General features: G+C 53.3%; 1 pseudogene. It reads left to right on the top strand.

Annotation, left to right across the window (positions count from 1 at the left end):
* Positions 1–336: pseudogene (locus DK870_RS29125) on the top strand (hypothetical protein); the annotation flags it as partial.

Below are 336 nucleotides of genomic sequence, written 5' to 3'. Positions count from 1 at the left end.
TTGAGGAAATCACCAAGGAAGTCAGTGCTTACATCAAGAAGATCGGCTACAACCCTGCCAGTGTTGCCTTCGTCCCAATTTCTGGATGGCATGGGGACAACATGCTGGAGGCCAGCTCAAATATGGGCTGGTTCAAGGGATGGAAGATTGAGCGCAAGGAGGGTAATGCAAGTGGTGTCACTCTTCTTGATGCCCTGGATGCCATTTTGCCCCCTAGCCGTCCCACTGACAAGCCCCTCCGTCTGCCACTTCAGGATGTCTACAAAATTGGAGGTATTGGAACTGTGCCCGTGGGCCGTGTGGAGACTGGCGTCCTCAAGCCTGGTATGGTTGTGA

The sequence above is a fragment of the Pseudomonas sp. Q1 genome (assembly GCF_009935975.1).
GTDB lineage: Bacteria > Pseudomonadota > Gammaproteobacteria > Pseudomonadales > Pseudomonadaceae > Aquipseudomonas > Aquipseudomonas palleroniana.
This window is presented reverse-complemented; position numbering and strand designations above follow the sequence as displayed.